Annotated in this window: 21 protein-coding genes; 13 read left to right on the forward strand and 8 right to left on the reverse strand. The window is 74.3% G+C overall.

Features of this window, described 5'->3' with window-relative positions; genetic code table 11:
• Nucleotides 1-23: 23 nt before the first annotated feature.
• Nucleotides 24-635 (reverse strand): LysE/ArgO family amino acid transporter, encoded by a 612-nt coding sequence (locus BUE44_RS08545; protein WP_073495714.1) that lies wholly within the window; start codon nt 633-635, stop codon nt 24-26.
• A 69-nt stretch (nt 636-704) separates the two neighbouring features.
• Here BUE44_RS08545 and BUE44_RS08550 point away from each other — a divergent pair, with 69 nt between their 5' ends.
• Nucleotides 705-1,631, forward strand: coding sequence for a LysR family transcriptional regulator ArgP (locus BUE44_RS08550; protein WP_073495717.1), 927 nt, complete (start codon nt 705-707; stop codon nt 1,629-1,631).
• Here BUE44_RS08550 and BUE44_RS08555 read toward each other — a convergent pair.
• Nucleotides 1,612-2,589: a GNAT family N-acetyltransferase gene (locus tag BUE44_RS08555; protein ID WP_073495720.1), complete on the reverse strand. Its 978-nt coding sequence runs from the start codon at nt 2,587-2,589 to the stop codon at nt 1,612-1,614. The genes BUE44_RS08550 and BUE44_RS08555 overlap by 20 nt on opposite strands.
• Before the next feature lie 214 nt (nt 2,590-2,803).
• On the reverse strand, nt 2,804-3,106 hold the full coding sequence (locus BUE44_RS08560) for a hypothetical protein (RefSeq protein WP_073495723.1): 303 nt from the start codon (nt 3,104-3,106) through the stop codon (nt 2,804-2,806).
• A gap of 106 nt (nt 3,107-3,212) precedes the next feature.
• Between BUE44_RS08560 and ykgO the strand changes: the two genes are divergently transcribed.
• Nucleotides 3,213-3,335, forward strand: coding sequence for a type B 50S ribosomal protein L36 (gene ykgO, locus BUE44_RS08565; RefSeq protein WP_033172643.1), 123 nt, complete (start codon nt 3,213-3,215; stop codon nt 3,333-3,335).
• Between the two features lie 497 nt (nt 3,336-3,832).
• On the opposite strand, the gene BUE44_RS08570 is transcribed toward ykgO, so the two are convergent.
• Together BUE44_RS08570 and BUE44_RS08575 are read right to left on the reverse strand one after the other, a co-directional pair.
• The gene (locus BUE44_RS08570) at nt 3,833-4,534 is read right to left on the reverse strand and encodes a TetR/AcrR family transcriptional regulator (protein WP_073495726.1); all 702 of its coding nucleotides are present in this window, start codon (nt 4,532-4,534) and stop codon (nt 3,833-3,835) included.
• 41 nt (nt 4,535-4,575) lie between these two features.
• On the reverse strand, nt 4,576-6,045 hold the full coding sequence (locus BUE44_RS08575) for an MFS transporter (RefSeq protein ID WP_073495729.1): 1,470 nt from the start codon (nt 6,043-6,045) through the stop codon (nt 4,576-4,578).
• A gap of 297 nt (nt 6,046-6,342) precedes the next feature.
• Between BUE44_RS08575 and uppS the strand changes: the two genes are divergently transcribed.
• Together uppS and BUE44_RS08585 are read left to right on the forward strand one after the other, a co-directional pair.
• Entirely contained in the window at nt 6,343-7,119 is a 777-nt protein-coding gene (gene uppS, locus BUE44_RS08580) for a polyprenyl diphosphate synthase (protein WP_073495732.1), read from the forward strand.
• Nucleotides 7,120-7,153: 34 nt separating this feature from the next.
• Entirely contained in the window at nt 7,154-7,879 is a 726-nt protein-coding gene (locus BUE44_RS08585) for a class I SAM-dependent methyltransferase (protein ID WP_073495735.1), read from the forward strand.
• A gap of 16 nt (nt 7,880-7,895) precedes the next feature.
• Here BUE44_RS08585 and BUE44_RS08590 read toward each other — a convergent pair whose 3' ends face one another.
• Nucleotides 7,896-9,404, reverse strand: coding sequence for an extracellular catalytic domain type 1 short-chain-length polyhydroxyalkanoate depolymerase (locus BUE44_RS08590; RefSeq protein WP_079189591.1), 1,509 nt, complete (start codon nt 9,402-9,404; stop codon nt 7,896-7,898).
• A gap of 277 nt (nt 9,405-9,681) precedes the next feature.
• On the opposite strand from BUE44_RS08590, the gene BUE44_RS08595 reads away from it, so the two are divergent.
• The 5 genes from BUE44_RS08595 to BUE44_RS08615 all read left to right on the forward strand — a co-directional run bounded on the left by BUE44_RS08595 (nt 9,682) and on the right by BUE44_RS08615 (nt 15,413).
• A complete protein-coding gene (locus tag BUE44_RS08595) occupies nt 9,682-10,509 on the forward strand; it encodes a 3-hydroxybutyrate dehydrogenase (RefSeq protein ID WP_073496183.1) in 828 nt (275 codons plus the stop codon).
• A gap of 104 nt (nt 10,510-10,613) precedes the next feature.
• Nucleotides 10,614-12,518 carry a helix-turn-helix domain-containing protein gene (locus BUE44_RS08600; RefSeq protein WP_073495738.1) on the forward strand — a complete coding sequence of 635 codons (1,905 nt, stop codon included), beginning with the start codon at nt 10,614-10,616 and terminating at the stop codon, nt 12,516-12,518.
• 378 nt (nt 12,519-12,896) lie between these two features.
• Complete coding sequence (locus tag BUE44_RS08605; protein WP_073495741.1) at nt 12,897-14,420, forward strand: YybS family protein; 1,524 nt, start codon at nt 12,897-12,899, stop codon at nt 14,418-14,420.
• A 159-nt stretch (nt 14,421-14,579) separates the two neighbouring features.
• Entirely contained in the window at nt 14,580-14,981 is a 402-nt protein-coding gene (locus tag BUE44_RS08610) for a cupredoxin domain-containing protein (protein WP_073495744.1), read from the forward strand.
• 9 nt (nt 14,982-14,990) lie between these two features.
• On the forward strand, nt 14,991-15,413 hold the full coding sequence (locus tag BUE44_RS08615) for a hypothetical protein (protein WP_073495746.1): 423 nt from the start codon (nt 14,991-14,993) through the stop codon (nt 15,411-15,413).
• Here BUE44_RS08615 and BUE44_RS08620 read toward each other — a convergent pair.
• On the reverse strand, nt 15,405-16,244 hold the full coding sequence (locus tag BUE44_RS08620) for a UbiA family prenyltransferase (protein ID WP_235001978.1): 840 nt from the start codon (nt 16,242-16,244) through the stop codon (nt 15,405-15,407). The genes BUE44_RS08615 and BUE44_RS08620 overlap by 9 nt on opposite strands.
• A 365-nt stretch (nt 16,245-16,609) precedes the next feature.
• Between BUE44_RS08620 and BUE44_RS08625 the strand changes: the two genes are divergently transcribed.
• The 4 genes from BUE44_RS08625 to BUE44_RS08640 all read left to right on the forward strand — a co-directional run bounded on the left by BUE44_RS08625 (nt 16,610) and on the right by BUE44_RS08640 (nt 20,783).
• Nucleotides 16,610-17,662 carry a type III polyketide synthase gene (locus tag BUE44_RS08625; protein ID WP_073495748.1) on the forward strand — a complete coding sequence of 351 codons (1,053 nt, stop codon included), beginning with the start codon at nt 16,610-16,612 and terminating at the stop codon, nt 17,660-17,662.
• A gap of 10 nt (nt 17,663-17,672) precedes the next feature.
• A complete protein-coding gene (locus BUE44_RS08630) occupies nt 17,673-18,185 on the forward strand; it encodes an isoprenylcysteine carboxyl methyltransferase family protein (protein WP_073495750.1) in 513 nt (170 codons plus the stop codon).
• Nucleotides 18,182-19,198, forward strand: coding sequence for an NAD(P)/FAD-dependent oxidoreductase (locus tag BUE44_RS08635; protein ID WP_073495752.1), 1,017 nt, complete (start codon nt 18,182-18,184; stop codon nt 19,196-19,198). The genes BUE44_RS08630 and BUE44_RS08635 overlap by 4 nt, the downstream gene beginning before the upstream one ends.
• A 481-nt stretch (nt 19,199-19,679) precedes the next feature.
• Nucleotides 19,680-20,783, forward strand: a complete 1,104-nt coding sequence (locus tag BUE44_RS08640) for a LacI family DNA-binding transcriptional regulator (RefSeq protein WP_073495754.1) — start codon at nt 19,680-19,682, stop codon at nt 20,781-20,783.
• Here BUE44_RS08640 and BUE44_RS08645 read toward each other — a convergent pair.
• Nucleotides 20,693-21,550, reverse strand: a complete 858-nt coding sequence (locus tag BUE44_RS08645; RefSeq protein WP_073495758.1) for an MIP/aquaporin family protein — start codon at nt 21,548-21,550, stop codon at nt 20,693-20,695. The two genes, BUE44_RS08640 and BUE44_RS08645, sit on opposite strands and share 91 nt — an antisense overlap.
• Nucleotides 21,551-21,569: the final 19 nt, after the last annotated feature.

Genomic DNA, 21,569 nt, shown 5'->3' on the forward strand with positions numbered 1-21,569 from the left:
CGCCTCCCGCGCGGGGCCGCCGCTCAGGTGCGCGCCGCCATCAGCACTCCCAGGGTGATCATCGTGCCGGCGATCACCACGTCCAGCGCCCGCCACGAGCCCGGCCGGGAGAAGGGCCGCTCCAGCAGCCTGGCGCCGAAGCCCAGGCCGCTGAACCACAGCACGCTGCCGGCCGCCGCCCCGGCGCCGAAGGGCCAGCGCGAGCCGCCGTAGCCGTTGGCGACCGAGCCCAGCAGCAGGACGGTGTCGAGGTAGACGTGGGGGTTGAGCCAGGTCATCGCGAGGCAGGTGAGCACCGCGGCCCGCAGCGAGCCGCCCGCGGCGCCCGCCGCCTCAAGCCGCTGCGGACGCAGTGCCCGGCGGGCGGCCAGCAGGCCGTACGACACCAGGAAGGCGCCGCCGATCCAGCCGGTCACGGTGACCGCCGACGGCCACGCCCTGAGCACCGAGCCGACGCCGCTGACGCCCACCGAGATCAGCACGGCGTCCGACAGGGCGCAGATCGCGACCACCGCGGCGACGTGCTCGCGGCGGATGCCCTGGCGCAGGACGAAGGCGTTCTGGGCGCCGATCGCCACGATCAGCGACAGGCCGGTGCCGAGGCCGGCGAGGGCCGCGAGGAGGGCGGTGTTCACGGGCCGAGGCTATGAAGTGCCCGGGCCTTCAGTCCAGCTCATGTTTCTTACCTAAGATGAGCGATTGTGATGACAACAGCCGGCTTGCCGCTCGACCAGGTGCGTACGCTGCTCGCCGCGGTGGACGAGGGCACCTTCGAGGCCGCCGCCGCCCGCCTCCATGTGACGCCGTCCGCGGTCAGCCAGCGGATCAAGGCGCTGGAGCAGCGCACCGGGCGGGTCCTGCTGCTGCGGTCCAAGCCGGTGCGGCCGACCGCCTCCGGCGAGGTCGTCGTGCGCTTCGGGCGGCAGCTGGCCCGGCTCGAACAGGACGCGGCGGCCGAGATCGGCATGACCGGTGCCGGGCCCACGACGCTGTCGATCGCGGTCAACGCGGACTCGCTCGCCACCTGGCTCCTGCCCGCCCTCGCCGAGGCCGCCGGCGTCCTCGACGTCTGCTTCGACCTGCACCGCGACGACCAGGACCACACCGCCCTGCTGCTGCGCCAGGGCCGGGTGATGGCCGCGGTCACCTCGTCGCCCGAGCCCGTGCAGGGCTGCTCGGTGCGCCCGCTCGGCCGGATGACCTACCGCGCCTACGCGACCCCCGCCTTCGCCGCCCGCCACCTCGCGCACGGCGCGCTCGCCGACGTACTGCCCGCCGCGCCGATGGTCGTCTTCGACCGCAAGGACGACATCCAGGACGGCTTCCTGCGCCGTCTCGCTCCCGGCCGCCCCACCTCGGGACAGCCCCGGCACTACGTCCCCGCGTCGGAGTCCTTCGCGGCCGCTGTCGCCGCCGGCCTCGGCTGGGGCATGGTCCCCGACGCGCAGGCCGCCCCCTACCGCGCCGCCGGCGCCCTGGCCGACCTCGCCGCGGACCGGCCCATGGACGTACCGCTCTACTGGCAGCAGTGGAAGCTCGACTCGCCCCCGCTGGCCGTCCTCGCCGCCGCCGTGGTCCGCGCCGCCGCCGGCGCACTGGACCAGGCGCCGGTCAGGACCAGGTCATCGTGAGGGTGCGCTCGAAGTCGACGTAGCCGGCGCGGGCGAAGGCGCGGGCCATCGGGGTGTTGCCCAGGTCGGTGGACGCGCGGACCCGCGGGGCGTCGTGGGCGGCGAGCACCCGGGTGCCCTCGGCCAGCAGGTCGTCGATGTGGCCGCGGCCGCGGTGGGCGGGCAGGACGCCGATGTAGGCGATGATCGGGTGGTAGTCGTTGCGGGCCGGGACGACGAAGCCGACGGCCTCGCCGTCCGGGAGGGTGGCGACCCGCCACCAGTGGCGCGGGCTGCGGTAGCGGTCCAGCTCGTCGCCGTAGTGCGCGGCCGCGGTCTCGCGCGGGCTCATCGTCGTGAGGTCGGCGAGGCTGTGGGCGTCGAGCGTGCCCTCCAGCACCGTGGTCATCAGGGCGACGATCTCCTCGGCGTCCCGCACCGGCCGGAAGGCGACCCGCCCGGAGGCGGCGGGTATCGGCGTTCCCGGCCGCCACTCCAGCCGCAGTCGCTCCACGAAGAGCCGCGCCCCGGTCCGCCCGAGCACCGCCATCCGCTCCTCGACGCCCTGCCTGACCTGCGCGTCCTCCCGCCACCCGGGCGGTACGAAGCGGATGTACTCCGGCGGTACGGCCCCGGCCGGCACGACCGCCGCCATCGCGGTACGCATCAGGTGCTCGGCGACCTCCAGCCGGTCGGGAACGTCGCCGTCCAGATCGAAGACGTCGAGGTGGCTCGGCGTGTCGTCGCCGCGGCTCCACCACCCGACCCTGGCGAGCACCCGCCCGCCGCGCAGCGCGACCCACATCCACCCGGGCCGCCGCCGGCCCTCCGCGAGGTCGTCCGCGAGCTCGCCGTTGAGCGTGTAGGGCAGCCGCGAGAACAGCCCCACCTCTTCAGCCCCGCTGATCGGGCGCACGGTCACATCGCCGGCTACCGGCGTCGAGCCGTTCGCTCCGCGGGGGTGAGGCTGCCAGTTCATCTGCGGCAGTCAACACCGCACCCCGCCCGGACGCGAACCGTTTTCTGTCCGGGGCGGTCCGGGGCGGTCCGGGGCGGTCCGGGGCGGTCCGGGGCGGTCCGGGGCGGTCCGGGGCGGCCTGGTGGCGCGCGGCGCCGGCCGGGCGGGGGCTCATTCCGCCCTCGCGGTCACGCGGGGCCTCATTCCCCCTTCGCCCCCGGTGGCTGGACGGGGCTCATTCACCCATCGCCCCCGGCGACGTGAAGTCCGGGCTCGAGTAGCCCGGGGCGGAGAAGCCGGCCTTGTCAGGGACGGGGTCATCGGCGTCCTCGGCCTCGTAGTCGGGGCCCTCGAAGGGCGGGACGACGTAGTCGGGCGGGGTGTAGTCGGGGATCGCGGAGTCGGGGCCGGAGAAATCCGGGCTGGAGAAGTCGGGCCCTGAGAAGTCGGGGCTGGAGAAACCGGGGGAGAAGTCCGGCTCCTCGCTCGGCGGGGGCCGGGATTCGTCGCTCGGCGGGAGCTGGGATTCGTCGCTCATACGTCACCTCCGTACGGGCGGCGCCGTGCGGAATGAAAAGGGGGGCGCCGCCGTTGTGGTCCCTGCACGACGAGTATGACGAGCACGCGAAGAGAAAGGCGCCCCCATGAAAGTACGCAATTCCCTGCGGTCGTTGAAGAATCGCCCGGGCGCCCAGATCGTGCGCCGTCGCGGCAAGGTCTACGTGATCAACCGCAAGGACCCGCGCTCCAAGGCCCGCCAGGGCTGACCCGGCGCACGAGGGGCCCGGAAACCGGGAACGGTGACCGGCGCACCCAGCCCATCCGGCCCTGACGCTCGGCCCCCACGCCGGCGTCGGGGCCGCGGCACGTCCGCCGCCGGCCTCGTCCGCCCCGATGCGCTTGCCACGGGCCACGGACCGCGGGCCGCGCTCCCCGGTTGCGGGGCGGCGGGCAATGCCGCGCCGCGGGCCGAGATGCCGCGGCATCGCACCGGCATGTGGCGCCGGTGCGATGCCGGAAGGCCCCCTGACCGCCGCGGCCGCGCGCCGGGTGTTCGGCGCGCGACACCGCAGACGGGGGTCGTAGGGATCACCGCGGCGCCCCGGGCACCGCGGAACGTCCGGCTGTCGGCCAGCCGTTGATCTTGACCTCTACTATGCCGTGCCGAGTCGCCTGGGGTCTAGACCACTTGTAGTGAATATCGGGATTCGTGTGCATCGCCGCGGGTCACCACCTGCGCCGCCTGCCGTACCGGAAGCCGGTGTCACGACTCCGCGGCCGTGCCGGCCGTGCCCGCCGCGCCCGTGCCGATCTGCCGGAGCTGGGCGCGGGTCACCGCCGGCGGGCTGTCCGCGGGGACGGTCGCGGCGCGCAGGCCGGCCAGCTGGATGTCGAGCTGGCGGCGCCAGGCGTCGGGGACGACTGCTCCGCTGGTCTCCACGATGCCGCGCAGGCCCCAGATCAGGGCCATGATGTCGCCCAGTTCGACGCCGGGCGCGATACGGGCCGACTCCTGGGCCTGGAGCAGGAGTTCGGCGATGCGGTCGCGCAGGACCTCGACGCAGGAGGCCTTGGAGTGGCCGACCAGCTTGTCGGCGTAACCACGGTGCTCGGCAAGGGAATTGCCGAGGACCCGGAGGAACCGCTCCAGGCCGGTGCCGTCCGGCAGGGCGAGGGACCGGCGTGCCACCTCGGTGAGTTCGCGCAGCATCAGGCCGGCGATCTCGTCGACCAGCGCCTCCTTGTTGGGGAAGCGCCGGTAGACCGTGCCGACGCCGACGCCGGCCCGGGAGGCGATCAGCTCCATGCTGGCGTCGGTGCCGAACTCGGAGAGCACCTCCCGGGCCGCCTCGACCACCAGCTGGTGGTTGCGTACGGCGTCGCGCCGCAGCGGCTTGACCGCGGGCGGGGCCTGGTCCGGTGCGCGGCCGGGGCCCGGTGTCTTCGGGTGCGCGTGTCCAGTCATGTCGCTCGCTCACTCCCGCCGGGTCCCCGCCGCCCCGCAGCTCATTCCGGCTTGTCACCCACGACGGTACCTCCCGGCACCAGCGCCATCTCCGGGTGCTGCGGCTCGTCGGCGAAGTCGACCCGGCTGGTGCGCCGGCCGACCGGGATGAGCGTCGCCGCGAGGGCGGCGATCACCATGGCGGCGCCCAGCATCGCGAAGCCCGCCGTGTAGCCGGCCTCCCGCGGCAGGCCGTCGGCCGCCGGGCTGGCGGTGACGACGCTGGCCATCAGGGCGGCGCCGATGGAGCCGCCGATGGTGCGGATGTTGGCGTTCATGCCGCTGGCCACACCGGTCTGCGCGGCCGGGACCGCGCTGACGATCAGGCTGGACATCGCGGCGAAGGTCAGTCCGAAGCCGGCGCCCATGACGGCGGTGGCCACGTACAGCTCCCAGGTGCTGGTGTGCGCGAAGGCCAGCAGCGCCATCGACAGGGCGCCGATCAGCGAGCCCATCAGCACGACCTTCTTGCCGCCGATGCGGTTGGCCAGGTTGTTCGCACCGAGCCCGACCAGGAACATCATCACCGACATCGGCAGCAGGATCAGCCCCGACTGGGTGATGCCGGCGCCGAAGCCGTAGCCGGTGGACTTCGGGGTCTGCACGAATTCCGGCAGGAAGGCGAAGACCGCGTACATCCCGACGCCGACCAGCAGCGCCACCAGGTTGTTGGTCCACACAGCGGGGCGGGCCATCATCTTCATGTCGATCAGCGGTGTCGCCGCGCGCAGTTCGACCAGCACCCAGACCACGGCGAGCACGACGGCCGCCGCTATCAGGCCGAGCACCTTGCCGGAGCCCCAGCCCCACACCGGGGCCTGGCTGAGCGCCACGAGCAGTGCCACCAGCCACGCGGACAGCAGCACCGCCGGTGCCCAGCTGATCCGGCCCGCCGTGCGCACCGGCGACTCGGGGACGAAGAAGTGGGCGGCGACGGCCGAGATCAGGGTGAGGATCATCGGCAGCCAGAACAGCCAGTGGTAGTCCAGCGCGTTGACGATCGGGCCGGCGAGCACGATGCCAAGACCGCCGCCGACCGCGAGGATCGAGGCGATCAGGCCGACCGCGCCGTTCAGCTTCTCGCGGGGGAATTCGTCGCGGATGATGCCGAAGGCCAGTGGCAGCACACCGCCGCCGATGCCCTGGATGGCACGGGCGACGATCATCGTCTGCACGTTGGTGGCCAGCGCCGCGAGCAGCGATCCGGCGGCCAGGGCGCCGAGCGTCGCGACGAAGACGCGCTCCTTGCCGATCATGTCGCCTACCCGGCCCATGATCGGCGTGAATATCGAGGCCGACAGCAGGTACGCGGTCAGCACCCAGGTGACGGTGTTCTGGTTGGTGTGCAGGTCGGCCTGGATCGTCGGCAGCACCGGGGTGACCAGGGACTGGAGCAGCGCGTAAGCGCTCACGCCCGCCGCGAGGACCGCGAACGTGACCTGGTGGTGCGTGCGCCGGGTCTCGGACGCCATGGAACTCCTTCGCAAGGATGAAACGGAACGATCATTCCGGAAGCCAGGATAAGGGATCAGGAATGACGGTTCCGTTTCCTGACGATGAGGGAAAGCGCACACCCGGTCCGGGAATTTTCCGGGCGCTCCGCGCACACCGGCCGTGACCTGAGCCTTTTCCACCCGGCCCGCGGGTGCGGGAACCGGAAGCTGTGGGAGCGCTTACCCGCCGCCGCACTCCCCGCGTTTCCCGCCCATGTCCCGCCCGGCGGACGGCCCGTGGTGTCCTACGCTCGGCGAACGGGAAAGGACACCACCATGCGGATCGCCTCTCCGGCCTACGCCCTCTACACGCGCCGGCTGCGCCGCCGGCTGCGCGGCGGTGCGCTGCCCCGGCACGTCGGTCTGATCATGGACGGCAACCGGCGCTGGGCCCGGCAGGCCGGCCTGGCCGGTCCGAGCCTGGGGCACCGAGCGGGCGCCGAGCACGTGGACGACCTGCTGCGCTGGTGCGAGGCGCTCGGTATCCGCCATGTCACCGTCTTCGTCTGCTCCGCCGAGAACCTCGCGCGCCGCGGCGAGGCCGAAGTCGCCTTCCTGATGGGCCTGGTCGAGCAGGTCGTCGTCCCCGGGATCGCCCGGCCGGGGGCCCGCTGGCGGCTGCACGTCGCCGGCAGCCTCGACTCCCTGCCCGACCGCACCGCGCGCGCCCTCAAGGAGGCCGTGGCCGCCACCGAGGACCGCGCCACCGGCGCCCACGTCACCCTCGCCATCGGCTACGGGGGCCGGCAGGAAGTGGTCGAGGCGCTGCGCGAACTGCTCACCCAACGCGCCGAGTCGGGCCAGTCGCTGGCCGAACTCGCCGAGGTGGTCGGCCCCGAGGACATCGCCGGGCACCTGTGGACGGCCGGCCGCCCCGACCCCGACCTGGTGATCAGGACCAGCGGCGAGCGGCGGATGTCCAACTTCCTGCTCTGGCAGAGCGCCGCCAGCGAGCTGTACTTCTGCGACGCCCACTGGCCGGCCTTCCGCGAGGTCGACTTCCTGCGGGCGCTGCGCAGCTACGCCGCCCGGCGGCGTAGGCACGAGGCCTGACGGCCCGCGGGCGACACCCGCCTATCCTGACCGGGTGTTCTCACCCGAGGGGCCCACCCTGCGCGAACTGGCCGTCCAGGCGCTGTCGTCCGTCGACCACGGCTACGACCTGCTCGCCCCGGCCTTCGACCACACGCCCTTCCGCACCCCCGACCGCTTCCTCGACGCGACCGCCGCCGCCCTCGCACCGCTCGGCCCCTTCGACGCCGGACTCGACCTGTGCTGCGGTACGGGCGCGGGCCTGCGGGCGCTGGCCCCGCTGTGCCGCGAGCGGGTGACCGGCGTCGACTTCAGCGCGGGCATGCTGGCCGGGGCGGCCGCCGCGGCGGGCCCCGCCGGCGGTCCGCGGCGGCAGTGGGTTCGGGCCGACGCCCGCGCGCTGCCCTTCACGGCGGCCTTCGACCTGGTGGTGAGCTTCGGCGCCTTCGGGCACTTCCTGCCCGCGGAACGCCCCGGGCTGTTCGCCCAGGTCCACCGGGCGCTGCGCCCGGGCGGCCTGTTCGCCTTCCCGATCGGGGCGCCGCCGCCGGTGACCTCGCCCTGGTACTGGGCGATGGCCGGCTTCGACGGCGCCATGCGGCTGCGCAACGCGGTGTGGCGCCCGGCCTTCGTGATGTATTACCGCACCTTCCCCTACTCGGCGGTGCGGGACGACCTCGCGGCGGCCGGCTTCGAGGTGGGCCTGCGCCCGCTCGGCGAATTCGGCCGCCGCGAGGACGGCAGCCCGCGGGCCGGGCTCGTGCTGGCCCGCAGGGCGTGAGACCGGGCGGCCGCGGTCAGCAGCCGCCGTCCGCGATCACGTAGTAGTCCGCGCCGGTCTGCTTCAGGGTGTGGGTGGTGAACACGTTCCACAGCCCCATGTTCTGGTTGGACCCGTCCGCGTACGCGTAGCCGCCGCTCTGGTGGGCGCGGCCCGCCGCGACCTGGTTGTAGTTGCTGTCGGTGAAGCACTGTCCTGAGCCGCCGCCGGACCCGGTGGTGGTCACCGTGACCGGGGCCGACACGGTCCCCGCGGCGCCCGAGGAGTCGACGGCGGCCACCGTGTAGCTGTACGCCGTGCCCGCGGCCAGCCCGGTGTCGGTGTAGGAGGTCGCGGTGGGCGAGCCGACCTGCGTGCCGCCCCGGTAGACCCGGTAGGACGCCGCGCCGGAGACCGCGCTCCAGCTCAGCGAGACCGTGCTGCCGGTGGTGCCGGACACGCTGAGCCCGCCGGGCGCCGGCAGCGTACCGCCACCGCCGCCGGGCGGCGTCGAGCCGTCGAGGCCCCAGAAGCGGGCGGTGTAGTAGCTGGAGCAGATGGTGTCCAGGTAGTAGGAACCCGCCGTGCCGCACTGCTCGGTGCCGGAGCCGGGGTCCACCGCGAGGCCGTGGGCCATGCCGGCGATCTGGTAGAGCTGCACCGCGGGCTTGCCCGAGGGGTCGTTGTAGACGCTCAGCGTCGTGCCGCCCGGCAGCGCCTGGGTGGACGACGCGGTCTGCCCGACGCCCCACACGTTCGTCCACTGGTCGCGCAGCTCGGTGCCGTTGACCGGGTAGACGGTGTAGTCCGAGGCGCCCTGCCAGATCGCCACCCGCGGCCAGGGGCCCTGGTAGCCGGGGTCGGAGGCGCGTACCTTGTCGCCGAGCTGGGCCGGCGTCAGGTTGACGCTGCCGTACTGGCAGGTGGAGGCCGCGCTCAGCGAGGTCGCGCACTGCGCGGGCAGGCCCGAGTCGACCGCGCCGCCGGCGAAGACGTCCGGGTAGTCGGCGAGCAGGTCCGCGGTCATGCCGCCACCCGCGGACAGCCCGGTGACGTAGACCCGTCGGCCGTCCGAGCCGTACTGCGTCACCGCGTGCGTGACCATCGAGACCACCGAGGCCGCCTCTCCCTTGCCGCGGGTGTCCTTGGCCGGGTCGAACCAGCTGAAGCAGGACTGCGAGTTGTTGGCCGAGCTGGTCTGCGGCAGGACCAGGGCGAAGCCCCACAGATCGGCGTACTTCTGCCAGCCGGAGTGGGCGAAGTAGTCGCTCGCGGACTGGGTGCAGCCGTGCAGCGCGACCACCACCGGCGCGCCGGCCGGCAGCCCGGCGGGCGCGTACTCGTACATCGTCAGGTTGCCCGGGTTCGAGCCGAACGAGGTGACCTGGGCCAGGCCCGCCGCGGCGGCGGGTCCGGCGCCCGCGACGGCGCCGAGGCACGCGGCGAGCAGGGCGAGCACACCGGTCACGGCGGTGGCGATCCGGCGGCGGACGGGGCGCGGGGGGCGGGCGGTCGTCGGGGGGCGGGGGAGCGGAGAGCTGTTCATGGCGCACTCCAAAGGGGGGATCCGTTTGGCGTTGGACGGTAGGACCGCGCCACGGCGGCAGACACGTGACGGACCGCCATGCCCGCGCGCCCGAAGTGGCGGACACGGCCATTGCGGGGGCGCGGCCGCGTGACCGGCGGTGCGCCGCCGGCCGCCGGGGTGCCGCCGTGCAGCCCGGCCGGCCGCCGCGACATGGGTGCGGCCGCCACCCCCGGCGGGGGAAGTATGGGCGCGGGACACGTGTGCGCTGTGCCGCAACCTTCCTAGCGTGGCCGCCATGCAGAGCACTCAGCGCCCCGGCCGGGACCAGGTCCCCGCCGCGCCACCGGCCGACGCCACCGCCGCGCTACCGGTCGGCGGGCCCTTCCTCGCCGGCCGGACCGCCCTGGTCACCGGGGCCGCCGCCGGGATCGGCCGGGCCTGCGCGGTGGCCTTCGCCGCGGCCGGCGCGACGGTCTACGTCGTGGACCGGGACGCGGCGGGCGCGAAGGAGACGGCGGCGCAGACCGGTGGGATCTGCGTGGTCGCCGACCTGTCGCGGGCCGACGCGGTCGACGCGCTGCCCGCCGACGCCGACATCGTCGTCAACAACGCCGGCCTCCAGCACGTCGCCCCCGTCCACGAATTCCCCCCGGAGCGCTTCACGCTGATCCAGCGGGTGATGGTCGAGGCGCCCTTCCGCATCCTGCGCAGGAACCTGCCGCACATGTACGCCCGCGGCTGGGGCCGGGTGGTCAACATCTCCTCCGTGCACGGCCTGCGCGCCAGCCCGTACAAGTCCGCCTACGTCGTCGCCAAGCACGGCCTGGAAGGCCTCAGCAAGACCGTCGCCCTGGAAGGCGCCGAATTCGGCGTCACCAGCAACTGCATCAGCCCCGGCTACGTCCGCACCCGGCTGGTCGAGGGCCAGATCGCCACGCAGGCGCTCGCCCACGGCATCCCCGAGGCCGACGTCATCGCCCAGGTGATGCTGGACCGCACCGCGATCAAGCGGCTCATCGAACCGGTCGAGGTCGCCGCCGCCGCGCTGTGGCTGTGCTCCCCGCACACCGGCTACATCACCGGCACATCGCTGCCGCTGGACGGCGGCTGGACGGCGCACTGACCCCCGACGGGGCCCGGACGTGCGGTGATCCGTGACGACCGGCCCGTACTTCGTGCGGTACGAGGTCTGGGAGGCCGCACGGCCAGGTGATTGGATGACGCCCCATGGCAGACAGCCCCGCCCCCATCGCCCGCCCGCTGCGCCGGCTGCTCGAACTCATCGCCGAGGACGCGCCGGCCGAGGCCTACGGGGCGCTCGCCGCGCAGGCCCGGGCGCACGGGGCGAGCACCGCCGACCTCGCGGAGATGGAGCAGGCCACCGCGACGGCCCTGCGGGTCCGCGGCACCCTGCGCCAGCACCGCCGCCGCGAGACCGAACTGGCCGCGCTCTTCGACACCGCGGGCGACCTCGCGGCGCTGCGCGACCTCGACGCGGTGCTCCAGTCGATCGTCCGCCGGGTACGGATGCTGCTCGGCACCGACACCGCGTATCTGACGCTGCGGGACGAGGAGGCCGGCGACACCTACATGCGGGTCACCGACGGGTCCGTCTCCCCGCTCTTCCAGAACCTGCGGCTCAGCTACGGCGACGGCCTCGGCGGACTCGTCGCCCAGACCGCCCGCCCCTACGCCACCCCCGACTACCGCACCGACGAGCGCTTCCGGCACACCGGCTCCATCGACGAGGGCGTCCTGGACGAGGGCCTGGTCGGCATCCTCGGGGTGCCGCTGCTGCTCGGCGCCCGCGGCGGCGCCGCGGGCGGCGACGTCATCGGCGTGCTCTTCGCCGCCGACCGCACCCCTCGGCCCTTCTCGCCCGACGAGGTCGCGCTGCTCTGCTCGCTGGCCGCGCACGCCGCCATCGCCATCGACACCGCCAAGGCCATCACCGACCTCGCGCAGGCCGGCGCGGTCATCAAGGAGCACGCGGCCGCGATGCAGCGCGCCGAGGAGGCCCACGACCGGCTCACCGACCTGGTCCTGCGCGGCGGCGACCTGCCAGAGGTGGCCGCGGCCGTCGCCGGACTGCTCGACGGCGCCATCACCATCCACGACCCGGAAGGCCGCACCCTGGCCGCGGTCGGCCCCGGCGGCGCCCCCTTCGACGCGGGCCCGCCGCCCGCACCCGCCACCGCGCCCACCGCCCGCGCCGAGCACCGCGCCGGTCGCTGGACCTGTGCGGTGCTCGCCGGCCAGGAAGTGCTGGGCGGCATGGTCCTGCACGGCCGCGACCGGCTCGACGACTCCGACCGGCGGCTGTTCGAGCGGGCCGGCGTCGTCACCGCACTCCTGCTGCTGCTCAGCCGCTCCGTCGCCGAGACCGAGAACCGGGTGCGCGGCGAGCTGATCACCGACCTGCTGACCGCCCCCGAGCGCGACCCGGTCGGCCTGGTCGTCCGCGGCCGGCGGCTCGGCGTCGACCTCAGCCGGCCGTGCCTGGTGCTGGTCGCCCAGGCCGCGGACGGCTCCCACGACCGGCTGCCGGCCGCCGCGGGCCGCTACCTCTTCGGCAGCGACGGCATCAGCGCGGAGCGCTCCGGCACGGTGGTGCTGCTCCTCCCGCACGACGGCGCCGCACCCGGCGCCGTCGCCCGCACCGCGGCCGGGCAGCTCACCGCGCTCGTCGGCGCCCCCGTCACCGTCGCCGCCGCCGGCCCCGCGTCCGGACCGCAGCCGCTCGCCGACGCCCACGCCGAGGCGCTGCGCTGCCTTCGCGCGCTGTGCGCGCTCGGCCGCGTCGGGGACGGGGCCGGGGCCGCGGAACTCGGTTTCCTCGGGGTGCTGCTCGGCAACGAGCGCGACGTCGCGTCCTTCGTCACCGCCACGCTCGGGCCGCTGCTGGCGTACGACGCCAAGCGCGGTACGGAACTGGTCCGCACGCTCGGGGCGTACTTCGCGTGCGGGGGCACGCTGACCCGCACGAAGGACGAGCTGCACCTGCACGTCAACACGGTGGTCCAGCGGCTGGACCGCATCCAGGCGCTCCTCGGCCCCGACTGGAACGCCCCCGAGCGCGCGCTCGAACTCCAACTGGCGCTCCGCCTCCACATGCTGGCGGCGCCTTCTTAGGCGGGCGCCCCTGCGCCTCGGGGTGCGCCCTGTGCCTGCGGGTGCGTAAGGGTGCGGCCGCGCGCCGCTCGTGGAGCGTGTCCGAACCCGCGCGGATACGGCCCCGCGGGGCCGTATCCGCGCGGGTTCGGACGCAACCGGCGGGCTCCCGCGCGCATCAGATATAAATGGGCCTTCGCGCGGACGGCACGGCCGCTTCGCGTGCTTGTCCATGGGTGGGGAACGACATCGCGGGGGGATTCCATGAGCTGGAGCCAGCAGGGCGGAAGCGGCGGTCATGAGGGAGGCGGCTTCGGTCCGCCGCCGCCTCCCTCGGGCGGCGGCTATCCGCCTCCGCCGGGCGGTTACCCGCCTCCTCCGCCGTTCGGTCCACCGCCGATGCCCGCCGCGCCGCCGGTCCCGCGCGAGCCGGCCGACCCGCTGCGCGCGGTCGCCGTGGGCGTGCTCAACCTCAGCGGACTGGGCATCGGCTATCTGCTGACCCGCCGCTGGATCGGCTTCGCGGTGGCCCTGATAGCCACCGGCGTCTTCCTGGCGAGCGCGCTGCCCGCCGACGCCGACGGCGTGTCCGGCGGGGTGCTGGTCGCCTACCTGGTCTTCCTGGGCCTGGCCGCCGTGCACGGCGCGGTGCGCGGCCTGCGCACCCGGCTGTCCTTCCCGCCGCAGGCGCCGCTCGCGCTGCTGCTCGGCCTGGTGATGCTCGCGGTGCCCGCGGGCGCGGTCGTCTACTACGACGGTGCCAAGGACGACGCCACCCAGCAGATGCTGCTCGACCGGCTCGACAAGGCCGACCAGCTGGTGCAGGCGGCGAAGGCGAAGCCCTTCGAGAGCGCGAAGCCCGACTACAGCTCGGCGCTAGGCTCCTACCAGGACCTCAGCAGCGGGCACCCGGGCTCCAAGGCCGCCAAGCAGGTGCCCGGCCGGCTGCAGGCCTTCTACACGGCCGTCGGCGCGCCCTACGACCAGAAGAAGTACTGCGACGCGATAGAGCCGCTGAAGTACCTGCGCACGGTCCCCGACCACGTCGACCGCAAGGCGCTCGGCACGCTGACCGGCTGGCCCGACGACCGCCTCGCGACCTCGCTGTACGAGTGCGGCGTGACCGAACTGACCCAGCCCGCGGCGGGCTCCGCCTCCGGCAGCGGCAAGTTCGGCGAGCTGCTCACCACCTTCCCCCAGTCGCCGCAGGCAGCCAAGGTCGAGCCGGCGGTCAAGGCGAACATCGACGCCACCGCGAAGGGCCTGGGCGGCAGCGACCCGTGCGGCACCACCGACAAGCTGCGCACCCTCGGCTCCAACGCCGCGTCCCTGCCCGGTGACAAGGCGGGCGTCACCGACGCCCTGAAAGCGGACTCCCAGCGGGTCGACGGCTACGTGCAGACCGGTATGTACAACTGCGGCCTCTCGCAGTACCGGAGCGGCAGCTTCGACGACGCGCTCACCACGATGAAGTCCTTCACCGGCAAGTACCCGCACGACAAGCACCGCCCGCTCGCGCTCAAGATAGCGATCGCCGCGGAGATCGCCACGAAGGTGCCCGCGGCCGGCAAGAAGGTCCCGTCGATGGGCTCCGGCGGCTCCATCAGCATCACCTTCACCAACGACAGCCCCGACGCCGTCGAGATCCTCTACACCGGACCGGTCACCGGCAGCTTCACCCTCAAGGGCTGCAGCTCCTGCTCGCGCTACTCCAGCGAGTCGCTGGCGCACAGCCTGGCGTGCAAGGCCACGGGCAAGCACTACGCGAAGAAGACGCTGCACCTGCCGACCGGGACGTCGTACATCATGCAGAAGCCGATCGACGACACCGACTCGGCGACGCCCATCGCCGACACGCACCAGTTCAGGAGCGGGTACATCTACACGGAATGCGCGTACGTCCTGGAGTCGTACAGCTTCTGAGGCCTGCCACCCCCTACCCTGCCCCGCGCCGCCCGTCGAAGCGCAGCCGTTGGCGTGAAAACGTCCCCCGTGCGGCCGCTGCGACGGGCGGCGCGCGTGCGCGCGGCGGAAGGTGGCCCTGAGGCGGCCGGCCGGGGCGCCACGACTGGTGAGGTGGCCATGGCGGGTGGTGCTGTGCGGCGGCGTGTCGGGGTGCTGAGCGCGGTGGGCGTGCTGCTCGCGCTCACCGGTTGCTCCAGTTCGGACTCCGGCGTGTCGGGCTCGACCGCGAGCGCGTCGGCGCCCGCCTCCTCGTCCGCGGGCGGCGGCGCCGACCGGATCGACATCAAGAACTTCGCCTTCAACCCCGCGTCCTCCACCGTCGCGCCGGGTGCCGTGGTGACCGTCACCAACAGCGACTCCACCACCCACACGGTGACCGCGACCGGTGCCAAGGCGTTCGACACCGGCGACATCGCGCCGGGCGGGACGATGACCTTCACCGCGCCCTCGAAGGCGGGTGCCTACCCGTACATCTGCTCGATCCACACGTTCATGAAGGGCACCCTGACCGTCGGCTGAGGAGGCCTGATGCAGATCCGTATCGCGGTCTGGGCCGCCCGGGTGCTGGCCGCGGCGGGGCTCGCGGTCGACGCCTACGTGCACGCCGACCTCGCCCAGCAGTACGACGCGGTGAAGGCCACCTTCAGCCAGGGCGACCTCTTCCGCGCGGAGGCGGCGCTCGCCGCACTGGCCGCGGTGGTCGTCCTGCTGTGGCGCCGCTTCCTCGGCGACGCCTTCGCCTGGCTGGTCGCCGCGGGCGGCTTCGCGCTGCTCGTCATCTACCGCTATATCGACGTGGGCAAGCTGGGACCGCTGCCCAACATGTACGAACCGGTCTGGTACACCGAGAAGAAGGTCGTCGCCGTGGCGCAGCTGGTGACGGTCGCGGCCGCGACCGTCCTGATGGCGGTCGACCTGACCGACCGGCACCGCAGGCGCCGCCTAGGCTGACACCAGCGAGCCGCCGTGCAGGACCAGCAGGCCCACGGCCGTCACCGCCATGGCGAGCGTCGCCAGGAACGGCAGCCGGCCGGCCGTGCGGGCGCCCCGCGAGGTCGCGGCGGTCGTCGCGGCCGCCAGCCCCGAGGTCACCGCAAGCGCCGCCCAGCCGGCCCGTCCGACCGGCCCCGGCGGGCCCAGCACCAGCACCGCCGACGCGGCGAGCAGCGGCAGCGGTGCCAGCACGCGGCTCCGCCGCCGGCCGAGCCGCTGCGGCAGGCCGCGTACGCCCGCGGCCAGATCCGCGTCGATGTCGGGCAGCACATTGGTGAAGTGGGCGCCAACGCCGAGCAGGCCGCCCGCGGCCATCGCCCAGGCGGGCGGCCACGGCCGTCCCGGCAGCCCCAGCGTCACGAACGCCGGCAGCAGCCCGAACGCCAGCGCGTACGGCACCCAGGAGGCCGCCGTGCGCTTCAGCCCGAGGTTGTACGCCCACGCAGCCGCCACGCCGGTCAGATGCGCCGCCCCGGCCCAGCGGCCCGCGGCCAGCGAGAGGACGACGCACGAGGCCAGTGCGGCGGCCGCTGCCGCGGCCACCGTGCGCTCCGCCGCCGTGCCCGCCGCCAGCGGTTTGTCCGCGCGGCCCGCCGCGGTGTCGCGGGCGGCGTCCACGACGTCGTTGCACCAGCCCACCGACAACTGGCCGCACAGGACGGCCGCGCCGATCAGGACACACGCCTGGACGCTGCGGCCTGACGCCGCCGCCAGCGCCGTCACCAGCACGGTCACCGCGACCGTCGGCTCGGGATGACACGCCCTCAAGACCCCGCTGCCGCTGCCCACCCCGCCCACCCTAGGGCCTGTCGTTTGGATCTCCGTGGAGGAAGGAGCGGTGCTCGGTGCGTGCAGCTGCAAGGCGGAGGAAGGAGGCGACGCGGAGCCGTCGTCGACTGACGACAACGCGGCAGATGTGCGTGCCGGGCGCCGCGACGCCGCGGAGATCCAAACGACAGGCCCTAGGTGCCACCCGGGCTCCTCCCGGGCCGCCGTTCCGGCGGTTGCGCCGTGTGGGTGGTCGCCCGCGCGGTTCCCGCCACCGGCACGGCGGGAGTGCGGAGTTCGCCACGGCGCCGGCAGGGCGCGGGGGACGGCACGACACACCGGGCCGAGCCGGGGGGATCGGGGCAGGTCGTACCTATGATGCGCAAATGACGCGAATCGGCGCCGTGCATGCGGTGCTCCCGCCGTATCGCTACGACCAGTACGAGATCACGGAAGCGCTCGCGGGGCTGGGAGCGGCGCCCCCGGCGGCGCGCGGGGTGCTGGAGCGGGTGCACGCCGCTTCCGCCGTGCGCTCGCGGCGGCTCGCGCTGCCCCTGGAGCGGTACGCGACACTGCGCGGCTTCGGCGAGGCCAACGACTGCTTCATCGAGGCCGCCCAGGACCTGGGGGAGCAGGCGATCAGCGGCGCCCTGCGGGACGCGGGGGTCCGGCCCGACGAGGTGGACCTCGTGATCTCCACCTCGGTGACCGGCATCGCCGCGCCTTCCATCGAGGCGAGGATCGCGGGACGGCTCGGGCTGCGGCCCGACGTGAAGCGCCTCCCGGTGTTCGGCCTGGGATGCGTGGCCGGGGCCGCGGGCCTGGCGCGGCTGCACGACTACCTGGAGGCCCGCCCGCGGGCCGTGGCCGTCCTGCTGTCGGTGGAGCTGTGCTCGCTGACGCTGCAGCGCGACGACACCTCGACGGCCAACGTCGTGGCCTGCTCGCTGTTCGGAGACGGAGCCGCCGCGGTCGTGGCGGTCGGCCGCGACCGGGCCGCCGCGGGGCCGGAGGTGGTGGCGACCCGCAGCCGGCTGTATCCGGACACCGAGCACCTGCTGGGCTGGGCCGTCGGCGACAGCGGCTTCCGCATCGTGCTCGGCAGCGACCTGCCCGACCTGGTCAGGAGCCATCTCGGGCCCGAGGTGCGGGACTTCCTGGCCGACCACGACCTCAAGCCGCAGGACGTGACCGGCTGGGTGGTGCACCCGGGCGGCCCGAAGGTGCTCGAAGCGGTCAGGGAGGCCCTCGCGCTGCCGGCCAGGGCGATGGAGCCGGCGTGGCGCTCGCTCGCCGAGGTCGGCAACCTCTCGTCCGCGTCGGTGCTGCACATCCTGCGGGACGTGCTGGCCGGCGACCGCCCGCTGCCGGGCAGCCCGGGGCTGCTGATGGCGATGGGCCCCGGCTTCTGTTCCGAACTCGTCCTTCTGCGCTGGTAGGTGCCCCCCGATGCCCCCTTACACCCTGCTCGTCCTGCTGGTCGCCTTCGAGCGGCTGATCGAGCTGAACACCGCCCGCCGCAATGCCGAGTGGAGCTACGACCGCGGCGGCACCGAGCACGGCGGCGGCCACTACCCGGTGATGGTGCTGCTGCACACCGGGCTGCTGGCCGGCTGCCTGGCCGAGGTCCACTACGGCGGGCGGCCGTTCGTCGCCGCGCTGGCCTGGCCGATGCTGGCGCTCGTGGTGGCCGCACAGGTGCTGCGCTGGTGGTGTGTCGCCGTGCTGGGGCCGCGCTGGAACACCCGGGTGATCGTGGTGCCCGGCCTGCCGCTGGTGGACCGCGGGCCCTACCGGTTCATGCGGCACCCCAACTACCTGGCGGTGGCGGTGGAGGGCGCCGCGCTGCCGCTGGTGCACGGGGCGTGGATCACCGCGCTGTGCTTCACCCTGGCCAACGCGCCGCTGCTGGCGGTGCGGCTGCGCTGCGAGAACGCCGCGCTCGGCCTGGCGCCGGCGTGATCGACCTGCTGGTCGCGGGCGGCGGTCCCGCGGGGCTCGCCACCGCGATCCACGCCGCGCGGGCCGGGCTCGACGTGGTGGTCGCCGAGCCGCGCCCCGGGCCCGTCGACAAGGCGTGCGGCGAGGGCCTGATGCCCTCCGCGGTCCGGTCGCTGGCCGCGCTCGGCGTGAGCGTCGCGGGCCGGCCGCTGCACGGCATCGCCTACGTCGACGAGCGGCACCGGGCCGAGGCCCGCTTCCGGGCGGGACCGGGGCGGGGCGTGCGGCGTACCGAGCTGCAGGCGGCGCTCGCCGCGACCGCCGCCGAACTGGGCGTCCCGGTGCTGCCGTTGCGGGTCGACGGGGTCCGGCAGGACGGTGACCGCGTGACCGCGGCGGGGATCACCGCCCGCTATCTGGCCGCCGCCGACGGCCTGCACTCGCCGATCAGGCGCGGGCTGCGGCTCGGCGCCGGACCCGACCCGCGGCCGGCCCGCTACGGGCTGCGCCGGCATTTCGCCATGCCTCCCTGGTCGGACTGCGTCGAGGTCCACTGGTCGGCCCGGGCCGAGGCGTACGTCACCCCGCTGGGACCGCGGCTGGTCGGCGTGGCGGTGCTGACCTGCGACCGTGCGCCCTTCTCCCGCCAACTGGCCGCCTTCCCCCGGCTGCTGGAGCGGCTGCCCGCCGAGGCGGTGACGCCCGCCCGCGGCGCGGGCCCGCTGCGGCAGCGGGTCCGCACCCGGGCGGCGGGCCGGGTGCTGCTGGTCGGCGACGCGGCCGGCTACGTCGACGCGCTGACCGGCGAGGGCATCGCGGTGGCGCTGGCCTCGGCCGAGCAACTGGTGCGCTGCGTGCTGGCCGACCGGCCGCAGGACTACGACCGGGCCTGGCGGCAGGCCTCCCGGGACTACCGGCTGCTGACCGCCTCGCTGCTGTGGCTGCGCGGCCGCCCGTGGTCCGCCCGCCGCATCGTGCCGGCGGCGGCCCGATGCCCCGCGCTCTTCGCGGCCGCCGTCAACCGGCTGTCCTGAGACCGGCAGACCGCCGCCGCGGCGGGGGAGCGGGGGTCGGTGGCGGTGTACGCGCCCGGGTCGGCGGGCCGCGGCCCGCCGGTGGTGCCCCGGGTCCGGGCCGCCGCCGTCCCGAGGACGCCGCCCAAGGCGGTGGGCAGCGCCGCCAGGCCGCGGCCCGCGCCGGGGACCGACCTGCGTTTCGGCCCGGCGTCGCGGCCGGCGGGTTCCCGCCGTGCGTGCTGCCTGTCCTCGCCGTCGCTCACTGCCGTCCCTCTCGCCGGTGATACCGCACCGGTGCCGGGAGCCCTGGGCGTCCGGGCTCCGGTGCGGATGATCGCATTCGAAAGTTGCGTAATGCGCTCGGAATTTTCGAGAACACTAGAAGCGCCGGCGGGTCCCGTCAACCCGCCGGGCGCCGGGCGGCGGGAAAGGGGCGCCGCCTTCTCCACGGCGCGGGGGCGCTGCCTATGCTGGGAGCCCACTGCGACAGGAGGCACCGGTGGCGTCAGACAGCGCGGGCCGGGTCACGATCGCCGACATCGCCCGCGAGGCCGGGGTGTCGCTGCCCACGGTCTCCCGGGTGCTCAACGGGCGCAGCGACGTGGCGGCGGCGACCCGCCGCCGGGTCGAGGACCTGCTGGCCGAACACGGCTACCGGCGCAGGGCGGCCGGCACCGCCAGCCGCGCCAACCTCATCGACCTGGTGTTCAACGACCTCGACAGCCCGTGGGCGGTGGAGATCCTGCGCGGCGTGGAGAAGGTCGCGCACGCCGCGGGCGTCGGCGCGGTGGTCTCCGCCGTGCACCACCAGGCGGCCTCCGCCCGGCAGTGGCTGATCGGGGTGCGCTCCCGCAACTCCGACGGCGCGATCCTGGTCACCTCCGAGCCCGCCCCGCAGCTGAACGCGGAACTGCGCCGGCTCGGCATGCCGCTGGTGGTCATCGACCCGGCCGGGGTGCCCACCTTCGACATCCCGACCATCGGCGCCACCAACTGGGCCGGCGGCCGCAGCGCGGTGCTGCACCTGCTCTCGCTCGGACACCGCAGGATCGGCATGATCACGGGGCCGCCCGCGCTGCTGTGCAGCCGGGCCCGCCTGGACGGCTACCGCTCGGCCCTGGAGTCGGCCGGCGTCGAGGTGGACGACGACCTGGTCCGGGTCGGCGACTTCTCGCACGAGTCCGGCTTCACCCTGGGCTCCGGGCTGCTCGGCGGCCCGCACCCGCCGACCGCGGTCTTCGCCTCCAGTGACCAGATGGCGCTGGGTGTCTACGAGGCCGCCAGGCAGTACGGCCTGCGGGTCCCCGACGACCTGAGCGTCGTCGGCTTCGACGACCTGCCGCAGGCCCGCTGGTCGCCGCCGCCGCTGACCACAGTGCGGCAGCCGCTCGCCGAGATGGGCGCCGCGGCTGCCGACATGCTGCTCCAACTCGTCCAGGGCAGGACCCCCGACGTGCTGCGGGTCGAGCTGTCCACCAGCCTGGTGGTACGGGAGAGCTCGGCCGCGCCGCGTCAGACCTCCGGTTCCGGCTTGGACCTCGGCACCCGGCCGGCCGGCTCCGGCTCCGCGGTGGGCAGGAAGCGCCCGACGAAGACCTTGTAGACCGTGCCGCCGACCAGACCGCCGATCAGCGGTCCCACGATCGGCACCCACCAGTAGAGATTCCCCCATTGGTCCCGCCAGGCCGTGCCGTACCCGGTGATGTAGCTGGCCAGGCGCGGCCCGAGGTCACGGGCCGGGTTGATGGCGTAGCCGGCGTCGGCACCGTAGGCCATGCCGATCGCCACCACGATCAGGCCGACGATGAAGGCGCCGAGGTTGGCGCCCGGAGGGGTGTTGAGCACGTCGGTGACCGCCAGGACCAGCATCAGCAGGATCGCGGTGCCGATCACCTGGTCGCGGAAGGCGCCCCACTCGTGGATGCCCGCGGTCAGCGAGCCGTTGCCCGGCAGCGTGGAGAAGACGGTCTGCGTCTTGATGGTGTGCCCCGGGTCGGCGTGGCCCAGGATCTCGGTGTAGTTCCACCGCACGATCAGCGCGGCGACGAAGGCGCCGAGGAACTGCGCGACCCAGTAGGGCAGGATCTTTTTCATGGGGAAGCCCCTGAAGGCCGCCAGGGTCAGGGTCACCGCCGGATTGAGGTGGGCGCCGGAGAGCCGGGCCGCCACGTAGACACCCAGCGTCACACCCAGGCCCCAGGCCCAGGCGATGGAGTCGTGCCCGCCCAGACCGCCTTTGGGATCCGTCAGGGCGCCGCCGGCGACCACCTGGGCCACCACGCCGACACCGATCAGGATCAGGATCATGGTGCCGGCGAATTCCGCCGCCATCTCCCCGATCAGCCCCGAGCCGCGTACACGTGTCGCCATGGCTACCGCTTCCCGCCGG

It is taken from the genome of Actinacidiphila paucisporea (assembly GCF_900142575.1).
Lineage (GTDB): Bacteria > Actinomycetota > Actinomycetes > Streptomycetales > Streptomycetaceae > Actinacidiphila > Actinacidiphila paucisporea.